We start from the raw sequence: 23656 nt of genomic DNA on the forward strand, positions 1-23656 counted from the left end.
GTTTTCATGACGATTTTTACACTTCGCGTTCGCCTGAGTCTGCATTGGCAGACGGGAACATCGCTCGTAGAGCATGTCGCAATATCATGCACTGGTAGCGAGCTAAGCTACCAGCAGCATTCAACAACAAGTCACTCGATAGCGACATGATTGGTAAACCGTTTGAGCCTTATGCACGTTTTCTGAAGAATCACCCATGCAGCCCGCATTCGCGTTTCAGGCCGAAGAAACGGGTTTCTTCCTCGCTCATACCCGGTTCCCATTTACGGGTGGTGTGGGTATCGCCGACCGACAAATAACCTTGTTCCCATAGCGGGTGGTAGCTCAGTCCGTTGGCTTTCAGGTATTGGTACACCGTACGGTTATCCCAATCGATGATCGGCAAAAACTTAAATACGCCACGCTGAACCGCCAGCACCGGCAACGCTCCGCGACTGCCCGATTGCTCACGACGCAGCCCGGCAAACCAGGTGCCGGCCTGTAACTCTTGCAACGCCCGGTTCATCGGTTCGACTTTATTGATCTGGTTGTACTGTTCAATCCCTTCCACCCCTTGCTCCCACAGTTTACCGTAGCGCGCCTCCTGCCAGGCAGGAGACAATGCGGCACGGTAAACCCGCAGGTTAAGGCTCAGTTGTTCGGTCAATTGATCGATGAACTGATAGGTTTCCGCAAACAGATAGCCGGTATCGGTGAGGATGACCGGAATATCCGAGCGTTGCCGGGTAACCAAATGCAGACACACCGCGGCCTGAATGCCGAAACTGGAAGATAACACGAACTCACCGGGCAAATTTTCCAGTGCCCAGCTTACTCGCGCCTCGGCAGACAGACTTTCCAGCTGTTGATTAATCTCCGCCAGCGCAGCGGTCTGCTCCGGTTGGGGCAAGTCGCGCAGCAACTCCAGATTCAGCATTGACATCAGCGTCTCCTATCAGTCGTAAAAATCAATAGCGGGGTCCAGTACCGGCTTAACGATACCGACACGGATAGCAAAATCGCCGAAGCCTTCGCCGCTGTGACGTTCACCGGCCCAGCGTGCGACCAGTTGGTCGATCTCCGTCAGGATCTCTTTTTCGGTAATGTTCTCGCGGTACATGCGCGGAATGCGGGTCCCCTCACGATTACCGCCGATATGCAGGTTGTAACGGCCGATGGCTTTCCCCACCAGGCCGATTTCCGCCAGCATCGCCCGTCCGCAACCGTTGGGGCATCCCGTCACACGCAACACGATGTGATCATCGCCCACACCGTGCTTGTGCATAATGCCTTCCACCTGGGTAACGAACTCCGGCAGGAAGCGCTCCGCTTCCGCCATCGCCAGCGGGCAAGTCGGCAGCGATACGCAGGCCATGGAGTTCTGTCGCTGTTCGGTGACGCTATCATCGATCAGGCCGTACTGACGCGCCAGCGCCTCGATTTTGGCTTTATCGCGCGTCGCAACACCGGCCACGATCAGGTTCTGGTTAGCGGTAAGCCGGAAATCCCCTTTATGGATTTTGGCGATTTCCGCCACGCCGGTTTTCAACGGGCGCCCCGGGTAATCCAGAAGGCGGCCATTCTCAATGAACAGGGTCAGGTGCCATTTATTATCGATCCCTTTCACCCAGCCGATGCGATCGCCCCGACCGGTAAACACATACGGCCGCACGGTTTCAAAGGTAATACCGGCGCGACGCTCGACTTCCTGTTTAAAGGTGTCGACGCCTACCCGCTCCAGCGTGTATTTAGTCTTGGCGTTTTTACGATTGGTACGGTTGCCCCAATCACGCTGGGTGGTGACCACCGCTTCGGCCACCGCCAGCGTCTGCGCTAATGGAATGTACCCCAACTCGCTGGCTGTGCGCGGATAAGTGGTCTTGTCGCCATGCGCGATGGAAAGACCGCCGCCCACCAGCACGTTAAATCCCACCAGTTGGCCGTTATCTGAGATGGCGACAAAGTTTAAATCGTTGGCGTGCAGATCCACATCGTTCTGCGGCGGAATCACCACCGTCGTCTTAAACTTACGCGGCAGATAGGTCGGCCCCAGAATCGGCTCTTCATCGGTGGTCGCGACCTTTTCCTTATCCAGCCACACTTCGGCGTAAGCACGAGTACGCGGCAGCAAGTGTTCGGAGATTTTCTTCGCCCACTCATACGCCTGCTGGTGCAGTTCCGACTCCACCGGATTAGACGTACACAACACGTTGCGGTTAACGTCATTGGCGGTGGCCAACGCATCCAGCCCCACCTCATGCAACAGTTGGTGGGCGGACTTCAGGTCGCCTTTCAGAATGCCATGAAACTGAAACGTCTGGCGGTTAGTGATACGAATGCTGCCGTAGAGCGTTTTTTCGCCGGCAAACCTGTCGATAGCAAGCCATTGCTGCGGCGTCATGACGCCGCCCGGCAGACGGCAGCGCAGCATCATGGCGTGACGCGGCTCCAGCTTCTGTTCGGCGCGTTCGGCACGAATATCGCGGTCATCCTGCTGGTACATGCCGTGAAAACGAATCAGCAGGAAGTTATCGCCGTTAAAGCCGCCGGTCAGACCGTCGTTCAAATCGTCCGTAATGGTGCCGCGCAGGTAATTGCTTTCCTGCTTCATGCGTTCGGCATCCGCCAGCTTGCCTTCGACCACCAGCGGACCAGAATATCTTTCGCTCATTAGTACACATCTCTCTGATAACGCCGCTCAAGACGCAGCTCGCTTAAAAACTCATCCGCCTGTTCGGCATCCATACCGCCATGTTCAACCGCAACGGCCAGCAACGCCTGTTCGACGTCTTTTGCCATGCGGTTGGCATCGCCGCACACATAAATATGGGCGCCGTCCTGAATCCAGCGCCAGACTTCCGCGCCTTTTTCACGGATCTTGTCCTGCACGTAGATCTTATGAGCCTGATCGCGCGACCAGGCGAGATCAATCTGCGTCAACAGCCCGTCTTTCACGTAACGTTGCCATTCCACCTGATAGAGGAAATCTTCGGTAAAGTGAGGATTGCCGAAGAACAACCAGTTTTTACCGCCGGCACCCTCGGCTTCTCGCTGCTGCATAAACGCACGGAACGGCGCGATACCGGTGCCGGGGCCAATCATGATAACCGGTGTTTCCGGGTTAGCCGGCAGGCGGAAATTATCATTGTGTTCAATGAATACGCGAACGTCGCCATCCTCTTCCAGACGATCCGCCAGATAGCCCGATGCGCCGCCGCTACGCGCACGGCCTTCATATTCATAACGCACGACACCAACAGTAATATGGACTTCGCTGCCGACGTCCTCTGGTGAGGAAGCGATGGAATAGAGGCGAGGCGTCAGCGGGCGCAATAAGCCGGTGAGCTGCTCCGGCGTCAGTTCCGTCGGCGCTTCACGCACCATATCCACCAGCGGCGTACGTTGGGCGTACTGTTGCAGGGCGGATTTATCCGCCACCAGCCCAAGCAGCGCCTCGTTACGCGACAACGCCGCATAGTTGGCGACGATCGGCGCCGTATTCTGCGTCAGTTCAAAACGACGTTGCAGCGCTTCGGCCAACGGCAGGGTTTCGCCGCCGACCACCACTGGCTCATCGCCTTTCAGCCACAACAGCGCCAACAGTTCCTGCACCAACGCCGGGGAGTTCTCATACCAGACGCCCAGCGCATCGCCCGGCTGATAATGCAGGCCGGAATCCCCCAAATCGATCTCGATATGACGGACATCTTTCTCGGAGTTGCGACCGGTAATTTTCTGATTGGTCAATAACGAAGCGGTATAGGGCGCATCCTTATGGTACGGGCTGGCAGTGCCCGTCGCGTTGGCCTTGCCGCTGGCGACGCTCTGCACCGCCACCGCCGTCTGGCCGGCAAAACGCACCTTCAACGCCTCGACCACCTGACGACGCCACTGTTCCGCCAACGGTTGAAACTCGACATCGGCATCGACGCGATCCAGCAGGCGTTCAGCTCCCAACTCAGCCAGACGACCGTCAAAGTCCTTACCGGCCTTGCTGAAGAACTCGTAAGACGTATCGCCCAGGCCAAATACCGCAAATGTCACCCCCGTCAGTGCCGGTGCTTTCTTCGAGAACAGGAATTTATGCAGCGCCACCGCCTCTTCCGGCGGTTCGCCCTCACCCTGCGTCGAGGTGACGATCAACAGCAGTTTTTCCTGTGCTACCTGCTTGAATTTGTAGTCGCCGGCATTAACCAGCGTCACCGGCAAGCCGGCGGCCGACAGCTCGTCACGAACCTGCTCCGCCACTCGGCGGGCGTTGCCGGTCTGAGAGGCGGAAATCAGCGTGATGGTTGCCGGCGGCGCGGCGTCTGCCGTTGACGTCACGGCGGCCGGTGCGGCAAGCACGCCGGGCTGTTGTTGAACCACGCCCCAGAAATAGCCGGACAGCCAGGCCAGTTGCGTCGGTGAAAGATCACCGGTCGCGGCCTGAAGACGCGAAAGTTGCTCCACGCTCAACGGGAGCTGCGGAGTCGGAGAAGCCGGAGTTGTCATTGTGGTGTCGGTATCCTTGTTCTGGCCACGGACGCTAATGCCGGGTTGCCGCTATAGCCAATTTCATGAAATAGAAAGCGAGATAGGATATAAGGTAACCATCCCTATCTGAACAATTAAAGACATGATGGAAATATTTAATAACCAAAACGACTAAATAGTTTTTTTGATAACACTTATTGCTTTAAGTGTTATGGATCACAATTTACTGCATTGATTATTTTGATGTTTATTTTCCGCTATACCCTAAGTAATTCGAGAGGGCAGGACGGCGCAATCGCGTGTTAAACCGCACACCGCGTCGGCGCGTCAGGCAAGATGCCGTTGGAGCCTGACCAGCAGCAACACGGCGGATCCTCAGAATATACTCGCCATTCGTGACCCAGGGAGCATACCGAGCATGTGGCAGCGTCGCGCACTGGAACTGAATACCCAGGATATCTGGCACTGGCCGCAGGTAACCGCGCTGGTGGAATACGCCCGTCGTTACGGTTTCAATACGCTGGTGCTGGGGCAGGCGGATCTACTGGATAAACTGGTGACGCCACCGGCGTATCAACCAACACGTTTTGACGATCGCATCAGCAGCCAGCAACGCTCGCGCTGCGTCTATCTCAATCAGGTTGCCGCTTATTGTCGCGATCAAGGGTTAGCGCTGTACCTGCAATGCAAGGAGCTGACGTTCCCCACCGACTTGCTGTTGCAACACCCGCATTTATTGGACGATGCGCGCCGGCTCCATATCGATATCCACTTCTGGTGTGATTATCTGGCGGCGAAAGTAGAGCAGTTGATGCTGCAAATTCCCCGGCTAAACGGGTTAATGCTGGCGGTGTCCAACAGCGATAGCCTGATACGTTTTGCGCCGCCGCCCGGCGAAGAGATCGCGCACGGTATCACACCGCCCACCACCGACAGCGAGCCGATCTACCGGCAATTATTTGCCGCCGTCGCCCGGGTTATTCACGCGCATCAGCGCCATCTGGTGTTGCGCGCTTTTCCAGCCAATCATTACGATATGTCTCATGTGCTGGATGCCATTCGTAGCCTGCCGACTACCGTCGCCGCCTCTATCAAGATGACGCCGGAACGCTTCTGGCCGGAATTCCCCAATAACCCGGCACTGCTGGAGCTGGATAATCGGGAAGTTTGGGTGGAGTTGGATCTGGCGGGTGAAGAAGTCGGCTGGGGTAATCTGCCGTTCCTGCGTTACACCGAAGTTCAAGGACGATTGCTGTGGTGCCGGGAAAAGAACCCGGCCATCGTCAGCGCAATCTGCCGCATTAGTTGGGACGGCGTTGATAACCACAGCGTGTTGGGGTCGCTCAGCGAATTCACGCTGTTCGCCTGCGCACGCCTGCTTAACAATAATGCGTCGCCAGTCAATGAGAGCGCGCTGTTCCGCCGCTGGCTGGCGGAATGTTGGCAATGGCAGCCGGACGAGACTCTCTGCCACACGATGCGTACCCTGCTGGAGCAGGCGCAACAGGCGTTGTCCTTGTCGCTGTACGCGCGCCACCATGTCTTTCATCGCCATAGCCTGTTGCCGTCCAGTTACGGCCAGGCGGTCTGGAGCCTGTACGGTCAGCTTAATCGCAACCACTGGTTACCCGGTTCCGGGCGCGATATCACCTTCGTTCATAACGACACCGAACTGGCTTCGCAAAACCTGTACCAGATCGTGCGGGAGAAAGACGCCGCCTGGCAGTTAGCCGACCAAAGCCAGCAGGCTGCCATGCAGTTTGCCCGCGAGCATGACCTGCCGGAACCGCTGCGCCAACGCTGGTTACAGGAGTGGCGTGGTCTGGCACTTTATTGCCGGGCCTTTGTTCATGCACAGAAAGCCTTTTTCACCCTGCACTACTGCCAGCGGGTAGAAAATAACTGGACGCTGCGTGAAATCGCCAAAACCAACATTCAGGCGCTCTACGGCGTGGCGCATGAAATGGACGATTTCTGCCTGCAACACCGCGACTACCCGGTCAGTATGCACGTCATGTTTGATGCTGCCCGCCCACGCACACTGGCAGACAGCCTGCAACAACAGTTGACCCTACTGGCACAGGAGACCGGCGGTGGGCGCCAAACGGCGTCACGTCATGAGGTGTAACGCCGTTGAGCCTGCGATTAGCGGATGACCCGTTTTAGGATTCGATTACCGGCATCACTAAAAGTCTTCGCCGAGACTTCCACCGTCTTGTTGCCGTAATCCAGTTGTTCGACCGTCTGCAAAATCAGGCTGGCCAGTTGTGGGTCTTCGATATAGGAAGACACCGGGGTTTGCATCGGTTTTTCCAGCGCCTGCATCAACCCCTTCACCGCCAGATCCTGCGTATCCAGCTTTTGATTGTCCTGCAACGTCTGCCGCGCAACCCGGCTGAGCGGTACGCCACGCTCGGTGCCCATCAAGAGGCTGCCTTGCGGTTCATTCATCAGGAAGTTAAGCAGCAGGGCCGCTTCTTTCGGGTGTCTGCTATTTTTGCTGATGGCAAACAGCATCGACGGTTTGAAAAATTGCCCCGGATTATCGGAACCCGGCGTCATGATATACGGACCCAGTTCCAGCCTGGCCGGCGGAGCCAGCGGTTCAGCGTATTTCTTCACGACGGAAGCCCACAGTTGCGCCCCGCCATACTCGCCGTTGATCCACGGCCGGGTTTCGAACACGCCGGCTTTGCCAAATGCGTTGTAGTATTTCGCCGACGGGATGACATGGTCATCCACCAGTCGTTTGTAGAAGCGGAATGCCTCCAGCCACTGTGCTTCCGTGTAGTTGAAACGTTTATTCTGCTCGTCAATCATGCCCACGTTGAATTTCTGGGTCATGTAGGTGTTAATCAGCTCCAGCAACCCCTCGCCACTATCCTGCGCCGGAGATGCCAGCGGAAAATAGTTGTCGCCGAGTTTATCCCTGAACACCTTACCGGCCTGGAACAGCTCTTCCCAAGTGGTCGGGTACGCCAGCCCGGCTTTTTTCCAGGTATCGACGTTGTAATACATCACCAACCCGTTCAGCGACGCAGAGAGAGCATTGACTTTACCGTCAACCGTCGTGAGCGCATCGGCCGGAAAATCCTGTAATTTCAGCGTATCGTTGAGTTTATTTAAATCGTAGAAACCGGTGCCGTTGCGGGAAAAAATCGGGATCCAGTTCCAGTTAATTTGCACAACATCCGGTTCTTCACCGCTGGCGATTTGCGTCGTCAGGCGCGAAAGATACCCATCCCAACCGGTATACTCCGCTTTGACCGTAATTCCCGGGTATTTTTTCTGAAACGCCTCAATGGCGGCCAGCGTAGCCTGATGGCGGCTGTTGCCGCCCCACCAGGATAGGCGCAATGTCGCCGTTTCCGCCGCCTGAGCCTGTCCCAGTAAGGTCAATGCCAACAATATCAGTCCTGTTAATAATCTCATCATGTCCCCGATCCTCTTTGTATTGTTATTTCAGGGCGGAAGGGTAATCAGGCAGGTACAAAGCACCTCCCGCAGGCAAACAAGATAGGCAGATTGTTTTTGCCTTCACCAGTGCCGGGAGCACTCCGGATGCGGGTTATGCGGGGCCGGCTGAAAAAATGTGTCTAGTCTGCTGCCGACACTACGCATTTCATGGAAGCGGCCCCCTCCCCCGGCGCATGACGGCCCCCTTACTTCACAGCCCGCAGCCCACGATGGATCGACTACGCGATCTGGTTCACATTTATTTAACAGAATAAAAACACAATCCGCAGGTGATGCTGCGTGAATCTGCCCAAAGGGGTAAAAATGTGATGAAACACACATCACGCGTCAGGCATGACGGGTATGACGTTATCACGCTCACATTCCGGCGGATGGCATCAGGCAAGCTGTGAAGAGGTTCTAACCCTTGGTAATTTCCCGTCGTGTCAACGCTGTCTGTGATCAGAAACCATGCTGGAATAACATCGTCTTCCTCTTGCTACAGGACCAAAACCATGAGGCTATTTATTCGCGCCTATCACCCCGCGGCTGATGGCATTACCCCCGATACGGCGTTATTCCAGCAAGCGATCGATGAGCTGGCGGCACAAGGCGGCGGTACGCTGGTGGTGGAACCGGGGCGTTATTTACTGGGAGGATTGCATCTGCCTTCCAATTTCTGCCTGCAACTGGATGCGGGCGCAGAATTGATCGCCAGTGCTGACTATGACGATTTTGCCCAAAATACAACCGTCAGCGTGGCTGAGCTGTCTGACCGCGCTTTTTTGTATGCCCGGCAACAGCGCAATATCACCCTGAGCGGGCAAGGGAAAATTATCGGCAACGCCGATGCTTATTTTTCGGCGCAACCCGACGAACAAGGTTATCGACTGCCGGCACGGCACCGCCCGCGCATTCTGGTGCTGGAAGATTGCGAACAGGTTAAAATACAAGGCGTTACTATCGAAAATGCACCGATGTGGACCGTCCATCTGGTCAGTTGCCGCCAGGTCAACGTCGAGCGTCTGACGGTGGATAATGACATGACGATGGCCAACACCGACGCGCTTAACCTCGACAGCTGTCAGGATGTTACCGTACGCAACTGCCATTTGAGCGCAGCCGATGACGCACTCTGCATCAAAACCACCGCCAAACCGCCCGCTATGCAATATAAAGCCCAGCGCATGACCGTCAGTCATTGTCGGCTGCGTTCACGCAGTTGCGCGCTAAAAATCGGTACCGAAACCTTCGCCGATATTGAAGATTTAACCGTTAGCCACTGCGCCATCTACGACTCCAATCGTGGCATTGGTTTGATTTCCCGCGATGGCGGCGCCTTTCGGCGCATCTGCTTTAGCGATATCACTTTCGAATGCGTCGCGGCACCGCCTTGTCACTGGGGTAAAGCTGACCCCATATTTATCTCAGTACGCTACCGCGATCCGGCGATTGAACCGGGGGTTGTAGAGGACGTGCGCTTCGTGCGGTTGTCCGGCATCAGCGAAGGCGCGATCAATTTACACAGTACGCCGGCTGGTTATATCCGTCATATTCACTTCGATGACATCACGCTTGAACAGCGCCCAAGCCATTCGCCGGAACAAGGGTTGTACGACGTTCGTCCCCCTTGCAACCCGGCCCGGCCGACCGGCATGGGGCTGGACAATGCTTATCTGGTCAACCCGGATACCGGGCGCGCTTATGGGGTAGAAACCTACCCGACCGGCCTACCGGCGCTATTCGCACGCGGCGTGAACGACTTAACCTGGCACAAGATGACGCTGCAACGCCCATCGCCGTTACCCGTTGGCTGGAGCCCCGATGCGATTGTTGAACTCGCGGAATAACCGATCGACGGAGCAGGTCGCCGGCCCCGGATACTGACCAAAAGGACAGTCTGGTTGTCAGGATACGTGCGTCACACCGCACTTTCCGGTAGTATGCGACGGTTTTTTGAATGACATGAGAGCATCACCATGCCAACCACACTGTTTAAAGACTTCCAGTTCGAAGCCGCACACCGACTTCCCCATGTACCCGATGGTCATAAATGCGGACGCCTGCATGGCCATTCCTTCATGGTGCGTCTGGAGATTACCGGTGAGGTCGATCCCTATACCGGCTGGGTGATGGATTTCGCCGAGTTAAAAGCGGCGTTTAAACCCACCTGGGAGCAGTTGGATCATCACTATCTGAATGATATTCCAGGACTGGAAAACCCCACCAGCGAAGTACTGGCGCACTGGATCTGGCAGCAACTTAAACCGACGCTGCCTTTGCTGAGCGCGGTGACCGTTAAGGAAACCTGCACCGCAGGTTGCGTCTACCGCGGCGAAAACGACTGAGTCGGCGGCCAGCGCCGCGCTCAGATAACCGCGCCGTCAGGCAATATTGAGGTATTTGTGAGTCTGCATCGATAAGCGCCAGTTGCGGGCGATGCAGGTTTCAATGCACAGCCGAGTGGCGTCGTCCTTCTGGCTAATCGGCTGTAAGGCCACAACCCGCGGCTTATCGTCATCCAGCCTTGCCAGCAACGCATCCAACGCCTCGATATCCCGCTCACGCGCCACCGGATGCTTGATTTCATCTGCCCGCCGCAAAGCCTGATCCAGCACCGCCAGACCGCCGCGCATATTCACCTTAGGAGAAACCGTTACCCAACAGGCCGACGAGCAGCGCACCTCATGCGTACCGCTGGTTTCAATCTGAGTGCTGAACCCCTGCTGCTCCAGCGCTTGCGTCAACGGCGTCAGATCATGGATGCAAGGCTCTCCGCCGGTAATCACGATGTGTTTGGCGCTGTATCCCTGTAGCCTCATTTGCTGCAACAGCTCCTCACTGCTGGAATGGCTCCAGGCATCGCTCTCCCCGCTTTTCACCAGAATATCCGCCAGCGGGATCTGCCGATCCGGCAACCGTTCCCAGGTATGTTTGGTGTCACACCAGCTACACCCCACCGGACATCCCTGTAGACGGATAAATACCGCCGGGACGCCGGTAAAAAAACCTTCGCCCTGCAGGGTCTGGAACATTTCGTTAATCGGGTAACGCATCGTGTTTGAGTATTCCTTCTGGCTAAACCGCTATTATCGCTGATAGTGGTTGCTATGCCAAACCGCCGGGTGCGATACCCTCAGAACGGCAACCGGGGATTTGTGCCTGTACGTCTTCCGGTTAATAATCAATATACCCAAAATAATTCGAGTTGCAGGACAACACGCATTGCGTGTTGAACAACGCAACGCGTTGGCCCGTCAGGGCAAGGCTCATAATGAGCCTTGTCACGCGGCAAGAGAGTGACAAATTCGTCGGGAACGAATTTGACCAGCCAACGGCTGGCCTCTGGTGAGAGATAGGATGTCTCTCATTTCATCCCGATGAGCTTACTCAGGTAAGTGATTCGGGTGAACGACAAATCTGCCGGGAGCAGATTTGAACGCTGCTTGCAGCGGCCCGGAGGGCGAGGCCCATTGATGGGCCGAGTCACGCAGCCAACACACCTGCAACTTGAAGTATGACGAGTATAAGCCACGCATGATACGGTCACATGGCTATTCAAATCGCAGACCTTTATTCAAATAACAGACCGCTATTCAAATAAGGAAATGTAAGATGACGTTATTAAAACCCCTGGCTGTTTTCTGTTTGTCATTATCTCTGGCTCCTGCACTCGCTCATGCTGAAGCCGTCGCTCCAGTCAAAACCCAGCCCGGCTATTATCGCGTTATGGTCGGGCAGTATGAAATCACGGCGTTGTCCGACGGCACCAATACCATGCCGATGGACAAATTGCTCACCCGTACCCCGCGGGAAAAGATTATCAGCCTGCTGGAAGCCAGCTACCTGAAACCCCAGGTAGAAACCTCGATTAATGCCTTTTTAATCAATACCGGTAAGAACCTGATTCTGGTCGATAGCGGCACCGGCGCGCTGGGCGGTAAAACCACCGGCAAAACATTGGCCAACCTGAAGGCAGCCGGGTACAAACCGGAACAAGTCGATACCGTCCTGGTGACTCACCTGCACGCCGACCATTTCGGCGGCCTGGTCAGCGACGGCAAGCTGGTGTACCCCAATGCCACCATTTATGTGAATCAGAAAGACACGGATTTCTGGCTGAGTCCGGATAATCTGAAAAAAGCACCGCAGGACAAAAAAGCCGGATTTGAACGTGTGCAGGAAGTATTCCGCCACATCCGCGAAGCCGACAAACTGAAGACATTCACCGATCACCAATCTCTGCCGGCCAGTATTACCGCGGTGCCTACGCCGGGCCATACTCCCGGTCATACTGCTTTTCTGGTAAACAGCGACGGGCAGAAAATGCTGCTGTGGGGGGATATCGTGCACGCGGAAGCAGTGCAAATGCCGCTGCCGGACACCGCCATCGCCTTTGATTCCGACAGCGAGCAGGCGGTTCGCACGCGTGATGCGTTATTGAAAGAGACGGTGAAACAAGGTTATTGGGTCGCCGGCGCACACCTGCCGTTCCCCGGCATCGGCCACGTCGCCGTGCAACAGGGTGAAAACGGTAAAACCAACGGTTATCGCTGGCTGCCGGTCAATTACAGCTTGTCTGGCTTGTGAGTTATCGCTCCACTCAAAAAAACGGGCTTCCACTGGAAGCCCGTTCTATCACCTTGCCTTTCCACGCGTTTACAGATACACGCGTAAGTACTCAGACAGACACAGAATCGCCATCGCCTGACCATACGGCATTGAGGTCAACGGAATCTGGCGGTAGTAATCCAGATCCTTGCCCATCGCTGTGCCGAAGGACACATTGAGCAACTCCCCATTCTCACTGATATTCGCCACTACGCCGCGCATCGCTTTTTCCGCCACCTCAGCGTAGCTGCGATCGATGTAGCGCTTACGTACCGCCTTGAGGATGCCGTAGGCAAACCCGGCCGTCGCAGAGCTTTCAAGATAAGAATTAGGATCATCCAACAGTGTATGCCACAGGCCGCTATCATCCTGATACTTCGCCAGCGCCTCAACCTGGCTTTCCAGCACCTGAATCAGAAAACGACGCGTCGCGTTATGTTCAGGCAAATCCAGCAATTCAATAAATTCAGGGATGACAATCGTCAGCCAACTGTTGCCGCGCGCCCAACGCGCCTGGGCAAAACTGTGGTTGCCGTCGAAAGTCCAGCCGTGGAACCACAGGCCGCTTTGACGATCCATCAGGTACTGCACGTGCAGCAGGAACTGATAAGTGGCTTCTTCCACAAACTCGGGGCGGTTGAGCAACTTGCCGATTTTCGCCAGCGGCAACACGCTCATCATCAACGTGTCGTCCCACAATTGATCGGTGTTTTCGCTGTTGTAGACGATATGCTGCAACCCGTTCTTGTGGGTACGCGGCATGTCGTACATCACCCACTCTGCCCAGCGTTCAAGATACGGCACCCAACGGCTGTCGCCGGTTTCTTCATAGCGATAGGCCAGCGTCAAAAACGGGCATACCGTGTTGACGTTTTTGGTCGGCGTGCCCTCTTCCAGCCGGGCAGTAAACCAGTCATCAATGATGGCACGCATCTTATCGTCGCCGGTTTGGCGATAGTACTGATAGATGCCGTACAACCCAATGCCATGCGTCCATTCCCAGCCGGCCCAGCCTTTGGTATCGATCACCCGGCCATCATCCAACCGCAGCAGGAACTCACCGGTTTTATCCTCGATATTGACAAGATTGTCGGTCACCCGGCAAATCAACGCTTTTAACTCATCCCGGGAGATGAAGTATTCGGGCTGGCGCAGCAGCGCACTATGCTTTACAGGAAAAATGGTCATAACAGATATCCAGATCCAGTTTCATTACACATCAATCGATGACTTCTACCCATCACGCTTCTACCCATCACGCGTCAACCTCTCGCGGTGCACTCAGTGCACACCGTGGTGAGGCGTTTCACTGCTCATTGACCGGGCAGGCGCCTTGTGACGGTTGAGATAACCAATATTGTTGTTGCCCCACAGCGATTCGTAAGGCATACCGGCCAGCATTTCCACTGTAGCGCGGGCTTCCGGTGTGATTTTTTCCGGTACGATACGGCCGGCATCACGCATCTTCGCCGTTTCCTGGCGCAGCACTTCATGCGTTTGCAGATTCAGTTTAAAGCGCAAAGAGACCAGGAAGCCCAGCGCCAACACGCAGACCGTCCCAATACTCAGCACCATCAGAATAGTGTGGCTAACGCCCGGCGCCTGCACACTCTGACCAGAGACAAAACCGGACAGTTGCAGAACAATACCTACCAGCATGACCGCGCCCGCCTGTGAGGCTTTACGGGTCAGCGTCATGATGCCGGCGAAAATCCCTTCTCGGCGTTGTGCAGTAATGACTTCATCCACATCGGCAATGTAGGTATAGGTATTCCAGGGAACATAGTTGATGCCGCCGCGACCCAGACCCGCCAAACCAGACACCAGCAGCAGTAACGAGAACACGGAGTGCATCCCGCTGTAGTACAGGAAACCATAGGAAAGCGCACTGATGCCAAACAGGCACACCACCATACGGTAAGACGGCGCCGGACCAAACTTGATACACAACGGGATCATCGCAATCACCGAGATGAACTGCAGGATCGCCATCGTCCCCATCAGGTTGGATGCCACCGTCGGGCTTTGCATCAGCACGAACACCACATAGTACGTGAACACCGCGTTAAAGACGTCCTGCGCGATATATCCCCCAAGATACATCCCCAAATGCTGGCGGAAGATGCGAATGCGCAGTGTCGACAGCAGTTCGATGTTGAGGCGTTTCAAACTTTGCCCCAGCGTCAGCGACTGGCGCTCTTTTTCCGCACGCAATGAGGCTTCGGACATCTGATCGCGCGGCCGTTCCCAGGTGAATAAATACACCATCGTCAACACACAGGCGCAAATCACCGAGAACACCAGGCTGGAGTAGAAAAACGATACGGCGTTATCTTTGCCGAAATGCGCCAGCAGAATCCCCGGCAAAAATGCCGCCAGAATAGCCGACAACTGCGCCAGTGCGATACGTGCACCGGAGAATTTGGTTTTCTGTTTGAAGTCATCGGTCATTTCCGGCACCAGTGTTTCATAAGGCACCAGTATCATGGTGTAGATGACGTCAAACAGCAGGTAGGTAATCAGGTAGTACCAGTAATCCATGTGGCCGACCCACATCAGGCTGTAGCTGAACACACAGGGAATACCGAGCAGAATAAAGAACTTGCGGCGTCCGAATCGTTTGCCCAGCCAGGTAGAGCCGAAATTATCGGTCAGGAATCCCATCAATGGGCTGACCACTGCATCCAGAACCCTGGCCATGGCAAAAATAAAGGTCGCCTCGATAGGCGTCAGACCGCAAAACGTGGTGTAAAAGTAAAGCAACCAGCCGGCGGTGAGCGCCGTGGTGCCGGCCCCGAGAAAATCGCCGGAACCGTAGGCCAGATAATTCGCCAGCCCAATCTTACGTGTTTTCATCGCCATCCTTCCTCATTGATTGTATTTATGAAGGTGTTGCGGCGGACCAAAAAATATCGCTGCCGCCGTAGCGTTAAAGTAGCGAGACGGCAAGGCAAAAACCTTTGCACGTTTGCCACCCCCTCTGCGCTACTGGCATCCGCGGGAAGAACCAACCGATCGGCTTCAAAATTCTTATCGAAATGCGGTTTCGAGTCAGTGGAACCTGTAGTCCGGAATTACTCTAGCGGGTAGCGATGCAGGCCGCATGTGGGGAAAACAAGATTTGGGATCAGGTTCATTATTTGCTATGCCCGTAAGCGTATGCCGTGAAAAAGCCTGCGAGCAGGCTCGCACGCCAGTAACCTGGCTGCGGTAAACAGGCAAATAGTGAATAAATAACAGAGGGATGGTGTATGCCGTGTCGTCTCACGCTCGGTATGATTCCGCGGCAGGCATAGCAGGCAAAAAAAATCCGGAAGCGAAAAAGCTTCCGGATTGCAGCAGTGATTTCCGGCGAGCAACTCGCCGGACGGCAGGCGCTTACGCCTGGCCTTTCACTTCTTTCAGACCGTTGAACGGTGCAGCGGCGCCCAGCGCTTCTTCGATACGAATCAGCTGGTTGTACTTGGCAACACGGTCAGAACGGCTCATGGAACCGGTCTTGATCTGGCCAGCCGCAGTACCTACCGCCAGGTCGGCGATGGTAGCGTCTTCGGTTTCGCCGGAACGGTGAGAAATAACGGCAGTGTAGCCCGCATCTTTCGCCATCTTGATAGCCGCCAGCGTTTCGGTCAGAGAACCGATCTGGTTGAACTTGATCAGGATGGAGTTGGCGATACCTTTTTCGATACCTTCTTTCAGGATCTTGGTGTTGGTAACGAACAGATCGTCGCCAACCAGCTGGATTTTGTCGCCCAGCACTTTGGTCTGGTAAGCAAAACCAGCCCAGTCAGATTCGTCCAAACCGTCTTCGATGGAAACGATCGGGTACTGTTTGGTCAGGTCTTCCAGGAAGTGAGTGAATTCTTCAGAGGTGAACGCTTTGTTGCCTTCGCCGGCCAGAACGTATTTACCGTCTTTGTAGAATTCAGATGCAGCGCAGTCCATCGCCAGGGTGATGTCTTTGCCCAGCACATAACCAGCGGCTTTCACGGCTTCAGCGATAACAGCCAGCGCTTCGGCGTTGGAACCCAGGTTCGGCGCATAGCCGCCTTCGTCGCCCACAGCGGTGTTCATGCCTTTAGACTTCAGCACTTTCGCCAGGTTGTGGAATACTTCAGAACCCATACGGATAGCTTCTTTAATGCTTGAAGCGCCAACCGGCTGAATCATGAATTCCTGGATATCGACGTTGTTGTCGGCGTGCTCACCACCGTTGATGATGTTCATCATCGGCAGCGGCATAGAGTATTTGCCCGGAGTGCCGTTCAGTTCGGCGATGTGCGCGTACAGCGGCAGGCCTTTAGACGCCGCAGCGGCTTTGGCGCTAGCCAGAGAAACAGCCAGAATGGCGTTGGCGCCGAAGTTGGATTTGTTCTCAGTACCGTCCAGATCGATCATGATCTTGTCGATAGCAGCCTGATCCTTGGCGTCTTTGCCCAGAATAGCCTGTGCGATCGGGCCGTTTACCGCGGCAACGGCTTTAGTCACGCCTTTGCCCAGGAAACGGGATTTGTCGCCGTCACGCAGTTCCAGCGCTTCGCGAGAACCGGTAGATGCGCCTGACGGTGCGGCAGCCAGACCAACGAAACCACCTTCCAGATGCACTTCCGCTTCAACGGTCGGGTTTCCGCGGGAGTCGATGATTTCACGGCCAATGACTTTAACGATTTTGGACATCAGATTTTCCTCAGTACAAGTTAAACTAAAACCTCAGACGGCAACGCGCGATCAGAGGACCGCGCGTTGCTGCAAAACTCACTTCATCGGTAAAACCTTACTTCACCTGGCGTTTCTGGTACGCCCCGGCGGCTTTCACAAAGCCGGCGAACAGCGGGTGCCCGTCACGCGGTGTGGAGGTAAACTCCGGATGGAACTGACAAGCCACATACCACGGATGATCAGGAAGCTCGACAATCTCCACCAGCTTACGGTCGGCGGAAACACCAGCAACACGTAATCCCGCCGCTTCAATCTGTTTCAACAGCATATTGTTGACTTCGTAACGATGACGATGACGCTCAATAATCGTCGGTTCACCGTACATCTGACGCACCAGGCTGCCTTCGGTCAGATGGCACTGCTGCCCGCCTACACGCATGGTGCCGCCAAGGTCGCCGTCTTCGCTGCGCACCTCGATATTACCGTCGGCGTCACGCCATTCGGTAATCAGCGCCACCACCGGGTACTTACAGTCTGGTACAAACTCGGTGGAGTTAGCGCCTTCCATACCGGCGACATTGCGGGCGAACTCCATCAGCGCCACCTGCATTCCCAGACAGATGCCAAGGTACGGGATGTTATTCTCACGGGCATAGCGCGCCGCCATGATTTTCCCTTCCACCCCGCGGTAACCGAACCCACCCGGCACCAGAATCGCGTCCAAACCTTTCAGCACATCGACGCCGCGCGTTTCCACGTCCTGCGAATCGATAAGCTTGATGTTAACCGTCAGGCGGTTCTTCAGACCGCCGTGTTTCAGCGCTTCAATCACTGATTTGTAGGCATCCGGCAGTTCCACATACTTGCCGATCATGCCGATGGTCACTTCGCCGCCCGGGTTGGCTTCTTCGTAAATCACCTGTTCCCATTCTGACAGGTTTGCTTCCGGACAGTTTAAGCTGAATCGTTTACAAATATAATCGTCCAGACCCTGAGATTTCAATAGCGCTGGAATTTTATAAATGGAATCAATGTCCTTCAGCGAGATAACCGCTTTTTCCGGCACATTGCAGAACAGCGCGATTTTCGCGCGTTCGTTAGCCGGCACCGTGCGGTCGGAACGGCAGATCAACACATCAGGCTGGATGCCGATGGACAGCAATTCTTTCACGGAGTGCTGAGTCGGCTTGGTTTTCACTTCACCGGCCGCCGCCATATACGGCACCAATGTCAGGTGCATAAACAGCGTGTGCTCACGGCCCACTTCCACCGCCATCTGGCGAATCGCTTCAAGGAACGGCAGTGACTCGATATCGCCGACCGTACCGCCGATTTCCACCAGCACTACATCGTGGCCTTCGCCGCCTTCGATAATGCGTTCTTTAATGGCGTTGGTGATATGCGGGATAACCTGAATGGTCGCCCCCAGATAATCGCCCCGACGCTCCTTACGCAGAACGTCAGAATAAATGCGTCCGGTGGTGAAGTTATTGCGGCGCGTCATCTTTGTGCGAATAAAACGCTCATAGTGACCCAAGTCGAGATCGGTTTCGGCGCCATCTTCGGTAACGAACACTTCGCCGTGCTGCGTCGGGCTCATCGTGCCCGGATCCACATTGATATACGGGTCCAGTTTCATGATGGTCACGTTGAGGCCACGGGCTTCAAGAATAGCCGCGAGGGAGGCTGCGGCAATGCCTTTACCCAGAGAGGATACGACCCCGCCGGTCACAAAAATATAATTAGTTGTCATGCTGAACCTGAAAGTTTAGGTTTAAGGACGATGGAAAGACCAGGACGGGAAAGTAGTATACCTGAACCTGGGAAGCGCCACAAATGATCGTTTTACCCTTTGTGACGTTGACAGGCTCCGGCTGATGCGGTACTTCTCGCCCGTGCGAGAGACGATGACCGGTTTTAAAATCAGCCGGATAGTACAAAAAACCGTATAAAACTCGGTTTTCATTCAGAAAATGAATTCAGTTCTTTTTTTCTGATGCTTTTACCTGTTGCCAGGCGGTTTCCATCTCTTCAAGCGTCGCCTCGGCGAGAGTTTTCCCTTGCCCGGTAATTCGTTGTTCCACCTGCTGGAAACGCCGCGTGAATTTGCGATTGGCCTGTTGCAGCGCGATTTCCGCTTTATGCCCAAGATGACGAGATAAATTGACTGCGGCAAACAGCATGTCGCCTATCTCCTCGCCCAGCTTTTCCGGGTCGATCACCGCCTGCTGCACTTCAGCCATTACCTCGTCAATTTCTTCGTACAGTTTGTCTACCACCGGCCCGAGCGTGGTCCAGTCGAAACCGACGGCGGCGCAGCGCTGCTGAATTTTGTGCGCCTGCATCAACGCGGGCAACGACTGCGGGATATCGTCCAGTTGTGAATGACGATCTTTTTCCGCCCGCTCCTGCGCCTTGGTCTGTTCCCAGTTCGCCAACACCGCCTCGCTGCTCGACAGGGTAGCATCGCCGAAGATATGCGGATGGCGGCGCTCCAGCTTGTCGCTGATGGCGTCGCACACATCCGAGAAATCAAACAGCCCTTGCTCTTGCGCCATACGGGCGTAGAACACCACCTGAAACAGCAAGTCGCCCAGTTCACTGCGCAGGTCGTCGAAATCCTTACGGCTGATGGCGTCGAGCACTTCGTAGGTTTCTTCCAGCGTGTAAGGAGCGATAGTGTCAAACGTCTGTTCGCGATCCCACGGGCAACCGTTTTCCGGGTCGCGCAGTTGCTGCATGATGCGGAGTAAACGTTCGATGGCAGATGAATTCATGGTAATCCTGATAATAAAATGGCAAAGGCGGGACCGGCCCGCCTTACGGTAGTAAAAACAGTATCAATCAATTGCCCTGCAACCGCCGGGCGTCAATCACATCCGGCAGTTGATTCAGCTTGGCCAGCACCCGGCCCAGCACCTGCAGGTTGTAGATCTCGATGTCCATGTCGATGGTGGCGAGCTGCTGTTTCACGTCGCTGCGGCTTGAAACCCCCAACACATTGACCTTTTCGTTAGCCAGAATGGTGGTGATATCACGCAGCAGGCCACTGCGATCGTTGGCGGTCACCCTGACTACCAGCGAATAGCCGCTGGAGTAGCTTTCGCCCCATACCGCTTCGACAATGCGCTCCGGCGCGTGACTGCGCAGGTCGTCGAGCTGTTCGCAGTCGGCACGGTGGATGGAAATACCGCGTCCGCGGGTGATGAAGCCGATAATATCGTCACCCGGAATCGGCTGGCAGCAGCGCGCGATGTGATGCATCAGGTTGCCGACCCCTTCCACCACTACCCGGCCGTTGTCTTTAGCGCTGACGCGCTGAGCCGGCTGCTGAGATTTCTGCGTCAACTGGCGCAGCGCTTCGCGATCCTGCTCTTCCGCACTCGGCTGATTAACCTTCGACTGCAGGAAATTCACCAACTGATTGAGGCGGATATCGCCGCCGCCGATGCCCGCCAGCAATTCATCCATCGAATTGATGTTGTAACGCGGCAACAGCAGTTTTTCCGCCATCTTCAGGCTCACGCCGAGATGCGCCAGCTCATCATCCAGAATCTGTTTACCCGCCAGAATATTCTTGTCTCTGTCCTGCTTGCGGAACCAGTTATGGATTTTAGACCGCCCGCGGCTGGTGGTGATATACCCCAGGTTAGGATTCAACCAGTCGCGGCTTGGGTTCGGCTGCTTCTGGGTGATGACTTCAATCTGGTCGCCCATTTGCAACTGATAAGTGAAGGGCACGATACGCCCGCCCACTTTGGCGCCGATGCAACGGTGACCGATGTCGCTGTGAATATGGTAGGCAAAATCCAACGGCGTGGAGCCGGTCGGCAAATCCACCACATCGCCTTTGGGGGTAAATACGTAAACGCGGTCGTCGAATACCTGGCTGCGTACCTCGTCGAGCATTTCGTCCGAGTCGGCCATTTCTTCCTGCCAGGCCAGCAATTTACGCAGCCAGGCAATACGCCCTTCGTAACCGGAACGCCCGCTGGTGGCGGCGCCTTCCTTGTATTTCCAGTGCGCGGCGACGCCCAACTCGGCATCTTCATGCATCTGCCGGGTACGAATCTGAATTTCCAGCGTCTTGCCGCCCGGCCCCAGCACCACGGTGTGGATCGACTGATAGCCGTTGGGTTTAGGGTTGGCGACATAGTCGTCGAATTCATCCGGCAGGTGGCGATAATGGGTATGCACGATACCGAGCGCGGCGTAACAATCCTGCAAACGCTCTACCACGATGCGCACCGCCCGCACGTCGAACAACTCATCGAACGACAGCGATTTTTTCTGCATCTTGCGCCAGATGCTGTAGATATGTTTGGGGCGGCCGTAGATCTCGGCCTTAAGCCCTTCCGTTTGCATCGAAGCGCGCAGGTTTTTAACGAAGTCGTCGATGTACTGCTCACGGTCGATACGCCGCTCGTGCAGCAGTTTGGCAATGCGTTTGTACTCATCCGGATGCAGATAGCGGAAGCAGAAATCCTCCAGCTCCCACTTGAGCTGGCCGATGCCCAGCCGATTCGCCAGCGGCGCATAGATATTGGTACACTCTTTGGCCGCCAGTACACGTTCTTCTTCCGGCGCATCCTTCACTTCACGCAGGTGGGCGATGCGCTCGGCGAGCTTGATCACCACGCAGCGAAAGTCTTCCACCATCGCCAGCAGCATACGGCGGATATTGTCCACCTGCTCGGAAGCCATCGAATCGTGCTGGGTGGCTTTAAGCTGGCGAATCGCATCCATATCGCGCACGCCATGCACCAGATTGACGATATTCTTGCCGAAGGTTTCCCGCAGCGTATCCTCTTCCACCACATTGGCATCCGCCAACGGGAACAGCATCGCCGCGCGCATACTGTCGTTATCCATACTCAGGGTGGAGAGAATTTCCACCATCTCGATGCCGCGCCACAACAGCAGCATCGCATCCGGGTGGCCTTCTGTTTTTTCTTCGCAGTAGCGCCAGGTGTCGGCGAGGCGTTCGCACGATGTTTTACTGGCGATACCCAGGGAGGCAATCCACGCGTCCGGCACGAACTTGCCTTCGGTATTCAAATGCGCACTTCTTACCGCAACCATAATTTCTCCCTACTTTACCGAGCCATCGGAACCAAGCAAAAACAGTGCCATTGACTCAAGATGTCCGGTATGTGGAAACATATCCAACATGGTCAGCCGGGCCAGACGATAACCGGCAGCCATCAATAGCTTACTGTCCCGCGCCAGCGTAGTGGGATTACAGGATATATACACCACCCGCCGGGGAGCCAGTTTCACAATCTGCGGCATCACGCCCGGCGCGCCGGCACGGGCCGGGTCCAGCAATACTTTATCAAATCCCATCGACGCCCATGGTTGCCGGGTGACGTCCTCTTCCAGATTATGATGATAAAATGTGACCTGCGTCAGGCCGTTACGCGTTGCGTTTTCCCGCCCTTTGTCCACCAGCGCCGCCACACCTTCAACCCCGACCACGCGGCCGGCACGCTCCGCCAGCGGCAACGTGAAATTCCCCATCCCACAAAACAGATCGAGCACTCGGTCCTGCGGCTGCGGGTCCAGCCAGGCCAACGCCTGCTCCACCATCCGCTGATTGATCTCATCATTGACCTGAATGAAATCCCGCGGGCTGAACGCCAGCGACAACCCGGCGATACGATAAGACGGCGCATCGCCGTACAGACAGGACAGCGCGTCCGCTTCCGGCGCAGCAAACAACGCCACCCCTTGTGCCGCCGCAAACGCCGTCAGCGCTTGCCGATCCGCCTCACACAACGGATCCAGATGACGCAAAATGACCAGTGGCCCCTGCTCAGCCAGTACCAATTCTACGTGCCCCAGCCGTCGTACCGCCTGCAACTGCCGAAGACAATCGCGCAACGGCGCCAGCAGCGCCTCCAACTCCGGTCGCAGAATCGGGCAGGCGCTGATATCCACCAAATCGTGCGATCCCGCCTGCCGGTAGCCCATCTGCAACCGGCGCGTTTTCGCCTGATAGTATAATGCAAGCCGCGCGCGACGGCGGTAGCCGTAGGCGGCCCCGGCGATCACTTCCGGTTCCGGCACGTTTTCGCCGGTTTCGCGTTTCATCAGGTGTTTTAACGCAGCGGCTTTGCTGCGATGCTGTAATGACTGATCGACATGCTGCTGCTGGCAACCGCCGCACACGGAAAAATGCGGGCAACGCGGCGTCACGCGCTCGTCGCTGGTGGTCAACAAACGTCGCAGTACGGCGTGAGCAAACTGGCGTTTATCTTGCGTCAACTGCACTTCGGCCTGCTCTCCCGGTAATACGCCGGGAATGAACACCGTTTTTCCCTGATGACGGGCTACTCCCTGTCCGAATGGATCGAGATCATTCACCGTCACGGTAAGGGTTTGCCGGGTCGTCACGCGCCGGTTTGGAGAGTAGAATTGCGCCATAAGTGTGCTGTCATTGATTTAATGGAATAGTCGGCCTTAATTGTCACAC

General features: G+C 55.6%; 16 protein-coding genes. 4 read left to right on the plus strand and 12 right to left on the minus strand.

Annotated elements, in window-relative coordinates; all coding sequences use genetic code 11:
* Window positions 1–190: 190 nt before the first annotated feature.
* Genes FDP13_RS11185 through cysJ form a run of 3 tightly spaced genes read right to left on the minus strand, consistent with a single transcriptional unit; the run spans window position 191 to window position 4473 of the window.
* Window positions 191–922, minus strand: a complete 732-nt coding sequence (locus FDP13_RS11185) for a phosphoadenylyl-sulfate reductase (RefSeq protein WP_143839462.1) — start codon at window positions 920–922, stop codon at window positions 191–193.
* 12 nt (window positions 923–934) lie between these two features.
* Entirely contained in the window at window positions 935–2650 is a 1716-nt protein-coding gene (cysI, locus tag FDP13_RS11190) for an assimilatory sulfite reductase (NADPH) hemoprotein subunit (RefSeq protein WP_033577328.1), read from the minus strand.
* On the minus strand, window positions 2650–4473 hold the full coding sequence (gene cysJ, locus FDP13_RS11195; RefSeq protein ID WP_143839463.1) for an NADPH-dependent assimilatory sulfite reductase flavoprotein subunit: 1824 nt from the start codon (window positions 4471–4473) through the stop codon (window positions 2650–2652). The genes cysI and cysJ overlap by 1 nt, the downstream gene beginning before the upstream one ends.
* 400 nt (window positions 4474–4873) lie before the next feature.
* On the opposite strand from cysJ, the gene FDP13_RS11200 reads away from it, so the two are divergent.
* The gene (locus tag FDP13_RS11200) at window positions 4874–6583 is read left to right on the plus strand and encodes a hypothetical protein (protein ID WP_143839464.1); all 1710 of its coding nucleotides are present in this window, start codon (window positions 4874–4876) and stop codon (window positions 6581–6583) included.
* A gap of 17 nt (window positions 6584–6600) precedes the next feature.
* Here FDP13_RS11200 and FDP13_RS11205 read toward each other — a convergent pair whose 3' ends face one another.
* On the minus strand, window positions 6601–7890 hold the full coding sequence (locus FDP13_RS11205) for an ABC transporter substrate-binding protein (protein WP_012768583.1): 1290 nt from the start codon (window positions 7888–7890) through the stop codon (window positions 6601–6603).
* 536 nt (window positions 7891–8426) lie between these two features.
* Between FDP13_RS11205 and FDP13_RS11210 the strand changes: the two genes are divergently transcribed.
* Together FDP13_RS11210 and queD are read left to right on the plus strand one after the other, a co-directional pair.
* On the plus strand, window positions 8427–9761 hold the full coding sequence (locus FDP13_RS11210; RefSeq protein ID WP_143839465.1) for a glycoside hydrolase family 28 protein: 1335 nt from the start codon (window positions 8427–8429) through the stop codon (window positions 9759–9761).
* Between the two features lie 129 nt (window positions 9762–9890).
* Complete coding sequence (gene queD / locus FDP13_RS11215; RefSeq protein WP_033577332.1) at window positions 9891–10259, plus strand: 6-carboxytetrahydropterin synthase QueD; 369 nt, start codon at window positions 9891–9893, stop codon at window positions 10257–10259.
* Between the two features lie 36 nt (window positions 10260–10295).
* Here queD and queE read toward each other — a convergent pair whose 3' ends face one another.
* On the minus strand, window positions 10296–10967 hold the full coding sequence (gene queE / locus FDP13_RS11220; protein ID WP_012768580.1) for a 7-carboxy-7-deazaguanine synthase QueE: 672 nt from the start codon (window positions 10965–10967) through the stop codon (window positions 10296–10298).
* A 559-nt stretch (window positions 10968–11526) separates the two neighbouring features.
* Here queE and FDP13_RS11230 point away from each other — a divergent pair.
* The gene (locus tag FDP13_RS11230; protein WP_033577772.1) at window positions 11527–12501 is read left to right on the plus strand and encodes an MBL fold metallo-hydrolase; all 975 of its coding nucleotides are present in this window, start codon (window positions 11527–11529) and stop codon (window positions 12499–12501) included.
* 69 nt (window positions 12502–12570) lie between these two features.
* Here FDP13_RS11230 and FDP13_RS11235 read toward each other — a convergent pair whose 3' ends face one another.
* The 7 genes from FDP13_RS11235 to rlmD form a co-directional block, all read right to left on the minus strand.
* A complete protein-coding gene (locus FDP13_RS11235) occupies window positions 12571–13710 on the minus strand; it encodes a glycoside hydrolase family 105 protein (RefSeq protein ID WP_027711054.1) in 1140 nt (379 codons plus the stop codon).
* Window positions 13711–13803: 93 nt separating this feature from the next.
* A complete protein-coding gene (locus FDP13_RS11240) occupies window positions 13804–15378 on the minus strand; it encodes an MFS transporter (protein ID WP_012768577.1) in 1575 nt (524 codons plus the stop codon).
* 522 nt (window positions 15379–15900) lie between these two features.
* Window positions 15901–17199 carry a phosphopyruvate hydratase gene (eno, locus tag FDP13_RS11245; RefSeq protein ID WP_012768576.1) on the minus strand — a complete coding sequence of 433 codons (1299 nt, stop codon included), beginning with the start codon at window positions 17197–17199 and terminating at the stop codon, window positions 15901–15903.
* Window positions 17200–17296: 97 nt separating this feature from the next.
* The gene (gene pyrG / locus FDP13_RS11250) at window positions 17297–18934 is read right to left on the minus strand and encodes a glutamine hydrolyzing CTP synthase (protein ID WP_012768575.1); all 1638 of its coding nucleotides are present in this window, start codon (window positions 18932–18934) and stop codon (window positions 17297–17299) included.
* A gap of 226 nt (window positions 18935–19160) precedes the next feature.
* Window positions 19161–19958: a nucleoside triphosphate pyrophosphohydrolase gene (gene mazG, locus FDP13_RS11255; protein WP_012768574.1), complete on the minus strand. Its 798-nt coding sequence runs from the start codon at window positions 19956–19958 to the stop codon at window positions 19161–19163.
* Between the two features lie 67 nt (window positions 19959–20025).
* The gene (relA, locus tag FDP13_RS11260) at window positions 20026–22263 is read right to left on the minus strand and encodes a GTP diphosphokinase (RefSeq protein WP_012768573.1); all 2238 of its coding nucleotides are present in this window, start codon (window positions 22261–22263) and stop codon (window positions 20026–20028) included.
* A 9-nt stretch (window positions 22264–22272) separates the two neighbouring features.
* Window positions 22273–23607 carry a 23S rRNA (uracil(1939)-C(5))-methyltransferase RlmD gene (gene rlmD, locus FDP13_RS11265; RefSeq protein WP_033577771.1) on the minus strand — a complete coding sequence of 445 codons (1335 nt, stop codon included), beginning with the start codon at window positions 23605–23607 and terminating at the stop codon, window positions 22273–22275.
* Window positions 23608–23656: the final 49 nt, after the last annotated feature.

It is taken from the genome of Dickeya sp. ws52 (assembly GCF_007210685.1).
GTDB classification, from domain to species: Bacteria; Pseudomonadota; Gammaproteobacteria; order Enterobacterales; family Enterobacteriaceae; genus Dickeya; species Dickeya chrysanthemi.